The sequence below is a fragment of the Thermoanaerobaculia bacterium genome (assembly GCA_035717485.1).
In the GTDB taxonomy this organism is placed as follows: Bacteria; Acidobacteriota; Thermoanaerobaculia; order UBA5066; family DATFVB01; genus DATFVB01.
In genome coordinates this window covers 1-6111 of the sequence record DASTIQ010000016.1, presented here as the reverse complement: position 1 = coordinate 6111, position 6111 = coordinate 1, and the positions used below count along the sequence as shown (strand labels likewise).

Annotated in this window: 4 protein-coding genes; all 4 read right to left on the bottom strand. The window is 66.4% G+C overall.

The annotated features are described in order from the left end of the window. Positions 1-342: 342 nt before the first annotated feature. Positions 343-1545, bottom strand: coding sequence for a type II secretion system F family protein (locus VFS34_00785; protein ID HET9792965.1), 1203 nt, complete (start codon positions 1543-1545; stop codon positions 343-345). A 9-nt stretch (positions 1546-1554) separates the two neighbouring features. Next, positions 1555-2685 (bottom strand): type IV pilus twitching motility protein PilT, encoded by a 1131-nt coding sequence (locus tag VFS34_00780; protein ID HET9792964.1) that lies wholly within the window; start codon positions 2683-2685, stop codon positions 1555-1557. Between the two features lie 490 nt (positions 2686-3175). Beyond that, positions 3176-5053 carry an ATPase, T2SS/T4P/T4SS family gene (locus VFS34_00775; GenBank protein ID HET9792963.1) on the bottom strand — a complete coding sequence of 626 codons (1878 nt, stop codon included), beginning with the start codon at positions 5051-5053 and terminating at the stop codon, positions 3176-3178. Between the two features lie 483 nt (positions 5054-5536). After that, on the bottom strand, positions 5537-6111 hold a 575-nt coding region (locus VFS34_00770; protein HET9792962.1), incomplete at its 5' end, for a DUF3108 domain-containing protein.

The window sequence follows — 6111 nt, the reverse complement described above, 5'->3', positions numbered from 1 at the left end:
AGGAACCGGAGAGACCGGGTCAGGGAATCCATTTGAACGATTTTACGACGGTTCGGCGGCGGCCTGCCGGCGGCGCGCCCTCACCCGCCGGGCCTTCGCCCCCGGCTGACCCGGTGAGCGTCGGGAGATGAAGGCGCTCCGCGGAGGCGACGCCGTCGGGCGCCAGCCCCAGCCGACTTCCCGATCGGGAGAAGTGAGGCGCGGCGACGGGTTCGGGCGGACCCGCCCGCGGCCAAGGCGTACGGGATTCCGTGACGATCTCGGTGAGGCGCGTCGAGGCGTGAGCCGGCGGGCTGCACGCGCCCGCCCGGCTCGAGGCATCGGCGCGCCGGCGCTCTCCCGTTAACCGATCTTGGAGATGAGGCTGAACATCGGCAGATACATCGCGATCACGACGCCGCCGATGACGATGCCCAGGATCGCGATCATGATGGGCTCCATGAGCTTGATGAGCCCGGCGACCGCGACATCCACCTCGTCCTCGTAGAACTCGGCGATCTTGTTGAGCATCGTGTCGAGCGCGCCGGTCTGCTCGCCGACGGACACCATCTGCACGACCATGTTCGGAAAGACCTTCGCGTCGCGCAGCGGCTCCGCGATCGTCTTGCCCGCCTCGACGCTCTTGCGGGTCGCGAAGATGGCGTCCTCGATGATCGCGTTGCCGGCGGTCTTGGCCGTGATCTCGAGCGAGTCGAGGATCGGCACGCCCGACGACGTCAGGGTCGCGAGCGTGCGGCAGAAGCGGGCGACGGCGATCTTCCGCAGGATCTCCCCGAAGATCGGGAGCTGCAGGAGGATGCGGTCGATCGTGTGGCGGCCGTTGTCGGTGCGGTAGTACGCGCGGAACGCGTAGATTCCGACGGCGATCAGGATGATGACGAAGATGAAGTACCGCGCGAGGAAATTCGACGCCGCGATGACGACGCGCGTGGGGAGTGGCAGTTCGGCTCCGAGGCCCGCGAAGAGCGCGGCGAACGTCGGAATGACCTTGAGCAGGATCACCGCGACGACGCACGCCGCGATCGTGATGACCGCGATCGGGTAGATCATCGCGGAGCGGACCTGGCTCTTCAGCTTGACCGCCTTCTCGATGTAGGTCGAGAGGCGCTGGAGGATCGTGTCCAGGATGCCGCCCGACTCGCCGGCGGCGACCATGTTCACGTACAGGGCGTCGAACGCCCGGGGGTGCTTGCGCATCGACTCGGCGAGCGACGAACCGGACTCGACGTCCTGCCGGACCTGGTAGAGGATCTTCTGGAACGACTTGTGGTCCTGCTGGGACGCCAGGATCTCGAGGCACTGGACGAGCGGCAGGCCCGCGTCGATCATCACGGAGAACTGCCGCGTGAAGATCGCGACCTTCTTGGACGGGATCCTCCGGCCGGCGCGCGGCAGGGCCGCTTCCTTCCCCTTCTCCCGGATGCCGCTGACGACGATTCCCTGCCGGGACAGCGTCGCGAAGGCCAGATCCTTCGTGTCCGCGACGAGAACGCCTTCCTGGACGGCTCCCGTCCGGTCCCGGCCCTTCCAGACGAAATTCGCCATCGTCGCTCCCTACGCCCGGCGGGCGGGACCGCCGGCGGCGGCGGCCGACTGCGCCGTGTTGATGCCCGAGCCGCGGGAGATCAGCTCCTGCAGTTCCTCGGGGTTCGAGGAGCGCGAGATCGCGGCGTCGAGGGTGATCAGCCGCTTGTGGTAGAGCGTCGCGAGCGACTGGTTGAACGTCTGCATCCCGTGCTTGAGCTGGCCGGTCTGCATCATCGAATAGATCTGATGGATCTTGTCCTCCCGGATGAGGTTCCGGATGCCGGCGTTCGGGATGAGGATCTCCATCGCCATCACCCGGCCCTTGCCGCTCGCCTTCTCGAGGAGCGCCTGGCAGAGGATGCCCTCCAGCACGAACGAGAGCTGGGTCCGGATCTGCGACTGCTGATGGGCGGGAAACGCGTCGACGATCCGGTTCAGCGACTGGGCCGCCGAATTCGTATGGAGGGTCGCGAGCGTCAGGTGGCCGGTTTCGGCGATGCGGAGCGCCGCCTCCATCGTCTCCAGGTCGCGCATCTCGCCGATCAGGACCACGTCCGGATCCTCCCGGAGCACGGAGCGCAGCGCGTTCGGAAAGGAATGCGTGTCGGCGTGCAGCTCGCGCTGGTTGACGATGGCCTTCTTGTGCGAATGCAGGAACTCGATCGGGTCCTCAATCGTCACGATGTGGAGCGGCCGCTCGCGGTTGATCTTGTCGAGCATCGCCGCCTGGGTCGTCGTCTTGCCGGAGCCCGTCGGACCGGTCACGAGGATCAGTCCACGCGGCTTTTCGCACAGCGTCTCGACGACCGGAGGCAGGTTCAGCTGCTGGAACGAAAGGATTTCGTACGGGATCTGCCGGTAGACCCCGGCGACCGCGCCGCGCTGGAAGAAGTTGTTCGCGCGGAACCGCGCGACCCCCTTGACCCCGAATGAGAAGTCGAGCTCGAGAGTCTCCTCCAGCCGGTGCTTCTGGGCGTCGGTCAAGACCGAATAGGCGACCTGTTTCGTGTCGGGAACCGAGAGGGGCGGATACGGAAGCGGAGCGAGCTTTCCGTCGAGCCGGACCATGGGCGGGGAGTTGGTCGTCAGATGGAGATCGGACGCGCCCATCTCCACCATCTGTTTCAGCAATTGATGCAGCGAAACGGTAGTCGCCATGGAAGTTGGGGGGAAGTGTAGCGGCGCTTTCCCGGGATTGCAAACCGGCCCTTCGGACAGGGTCTCGCTCGCGCAGCCGGCGGGGCTGCGTGACGAAGGAGGCCGGGGACTTTGGCGGGTCCTGTCGCTCGGCGCCCGGCGTCGCCCGGCCGGCGCATGCTGCGGAGGGGCTACGAAACCGATGCACGGCGGCCGGCTCGCCGCCGGGAACGCGTCGCGCCACCCGCCCGCCCCCGGCAGCTTCGGTTCGCACACCCGCGGCGGACGCTCGCTCGGGGGGAGCGCGGCGCTTCGCGCCGCATCGGCCCGACGATCGGCGTCGCCGAAGCTCCAACAGCGAAACCGGCGGCGAGGCGGGTCCTGTCACGCAGACGCCCTCCCGGCCCGGCCGGCGCTGGGGCGGAGGGGCTGCGATGCCGTGCGCGGCGGCCGGCTCCGAACATCCGCCTTCGTTCGGGATCGCGGCGCGTATCCGCGCGCCGCCCAACGTCTACAGGACCGTTTCCCGAAGTACCTCTTCGATCGTGGTGACCCCGTCCCGGATCTTCTGCAGCCCCGACATCCGGAGGTTCAGCATCCCCTCCTCGATCGCCTTGCGCTTGAGCTCCACCGATGACGCGCCCGAGAGGATCATGTCGCGGATCTCGTCCGAGAACAGGAGAACTTCGTAGAGGCCGATCCGCCCCTTGTATCCCGTCCGCTTGCAGCGATCGCATCCGCGGCCGCGCATCGTCTTCAGCGACTTGACCTCGTCGGCCGAGAAGCCGATCGACATCAGCGTCTGCGGCGGCGTCTCCACTTCCTCGGCGCAGGTCGAGCAGATCCGCCGCACGAGCCTCTGCGCGCAGATCGCGTTCACCGACGTCGCGACGAGGAAGGGCTCGATCCCCATGTTCATGAGGCGATTCACCGTCGAGGGAGCGTCGTTGGTGTGCAGCGTCGAAAGGACGAGGTGGCCCGTCAACGCGGCCTTGACCGCGATCTCCGCCGTCTCGAAATCGCGGATCTCGCCGACGAGGATGATGTCCGGATCCTGCCGCAGGAAGGATCGGAGCGAGGCGGCGAAGGTCAGGCCGATCTGCTCCTTCATCTGCACCTGGTTGATGCCGACGAGATTGAACTCGATCGGGTCCTCGGCCGTCATGATGTTGACCTCGGGATCGTTCAACGCGGAGATCGCGGAGTAGAGCGTGTTCGTCTTTCCCGAGCCGGTGGGCCCGGTCACGAGGACGATCCCGTAGGGGCGCTCGATCGCGTCCTTGAACCGGCGGAGGGACTCCGGCTCGAAGCCGAGGTACGTCATGTCGAGCTGGAGCTTCGCCTTGTCGAGAAGGCGCATCACGACCTTCTCGCCGAAGAGCGTCGGCACGGTCGAAACGCGCAGGTCGAGGTCGCGGGAACGGTCCTCGACGCGGAGACGGATCTTGATGCGGCCGTCCTGCGGCAGGCGCTTCTCCGAGATGTCGAGCTTCGCCATGATCTTCAGGCGCGAGATGAGGGCGTCGCGGGCCCGGAGCGGCAGAGCCATGATGTTGTGCAGCACGCCGTCCACGCGGAAGCGGACGCGGAATTCCTTCTCGTACGGCTCGACGTGGATGTCGGAAGCGCCCGACTTCAAGGCCTCGATGAGGATCAGGTTCGAGACCTTGACGATCGGCGCGGCTTCCGTCGATTTCGACAGGCTGTCGAGGTCGATCTCCTCTCCCTCGAGGCTTCGGACGACGTCGAGCTCGGCCCCTTCGTCGACGCCCGCGATCTCGTCGAGGTTGATTTCCCCGAGCGAGACCGCCGCCATGTCGTCGGCCGTGAGGCCGGAAGCCATGACGTCGTCGAGTCCGGTTCCGCCGCCGAGCGCCGAGCTGAACGTGCCGAGAGGATTCGGGATCGCGCCCCCCCCCGCCGCCGGCGCCGCCTTCCCGCGGTCCTTGAGGACCAGCGAGCGGGGCGTCCCGTAGTTCCGGTCGATCGCGTTCCGGAGCGCGATCTCCGAAGCGACGACGGGCTCGACGTTGTAACCGGTCATGAACTTGATGTCGTCCATCGCGAAGACGTTCGTCGGGTCGCCCATCGCGATCGTCAGGGTCGCGCCGGTCTTGTTGACCGGAAGGATCATGTACTTGCGGGCGACGTCCCCGGGAACGAGCTTGATGACGGAGGGCTCGATCTCGAAATCGGACAGGTTGATGGAGGGCACGCCGAACTGCTGCGAGAGCGTCTCGGTGATGTCGTCCTCGGTCGCGAAGCCGAGGCGGACGATCGCCTCGCCGAGCTTTCCCCCTTCGTCCCGCTGGTCTTTCAGCGCCGCGTCGAGCTGCTCCTGCGAGATGACGTTCGCCTTCAGCAGCAGGTCTCCGAGTTTCAATGGCATGGCGACGGTCCCCCGATTCTAGTGCCCCGGAACGGGAATAACGGTAATGGCATTCGGAGCGCCGCGGGGTAAGCGGCAAGTCGGCGCGATGATGGCGATGCGGATCTCGGCGTTGCGGCGCGGGACCGATGCTCCCGGCATCTGCTCCCGCACCACGTCTTGACCTCGTCCGCAAGCCGCAGGCGCGCCACTGGCGCTATTCCCGTTCCGGGGCACTGGCCGCACTCTATTTTCGCGGGGAGGAAATAGCAATTGAGGCGTGGCTCCGGCCCTGTCCCCGAGAACAGGGCATCGTTGAGTCCGCCGCCTCCGTGGGGACGCACTTCGGGCGAGAGACGAGCCGGCGGTCGGGTCCTGTGGAGAGGGGTGACACGCAGCCCGACCGGATGCGGGTCGCCCGCGAGATCCCGAGGCATACCGGGGCGCAGGGTCTCGCAGGCGGCACGCGCCGGTCCGGCTCGATGGATCGCCGTGCTCCCGACCCTAAGGTGCTGCTCCGCTTTCGAGTTTGGCGGTCAGCACCCCGAAATTCAGCTTCGACTTGATCATCACCGGGATCTTCCGCGCGTCCTCGGTGAACCAGATCCAGAGATCGCCCCCCTTCTTCAGGAGTCCCTCCTCCTTCATCTTCGGGTGCACCTTGCGCGCGAGGAACGTTCCCGCGGGCGTCTTCACGTTCTCGAGACCGAGCACGTCCACCTCGAGCCGGTAGGCGCGCTTGCCGGAAACGACCTCGATTTCGATCGGCTCGGCGGAAGCGAGATCCCGCGTCCGGAGGTAATAGACCGACGAGAGAGAGTCGAAGATCGGCGTCTCGAACGGGATCTTCCGGCCGCTCTCGCGCGTCGCGATCTTTTCCGCGAGATCGAAATCGATCCGCTCGTCGTCGACCCGCTTGCCCTCGACGGAGTGTTTCTCGTAACGCAGGGACTGGAGCGTCGTGCGGTCGATCCAGGACGTGATCGAGTCGCGAACCACGAAGAAGTTCGAGATGAAGTCGTTCGATATCGCCGAGAGTTCGATCTTGTACGCCGGTTTTCCTTCGAAGACGATCGGCT

Coding starts and splice junctions, on each gene's coding strand:
- VFS34_00780 (HET9792964.1), bottom strand. CDS start 2,685: ATGGCGACTACCGTTTCGCTGCATCAATTGCTGAAACAGATGGTGGAG.
- VFS34_00785 (HET9792965.1), bottom strand. CDS start 1,545: ATGGCGAATTTCGTCTGGAAGGGCCGGGACCGGACGGGAGCCGTCCAG.
- VFS34_00775 (HET9792963.1), bottom strand. CDS start 5,053: ATGCCATTGAAACTCGGAGACCTGCTGCTGAAGGCGAACGTCATCTCG.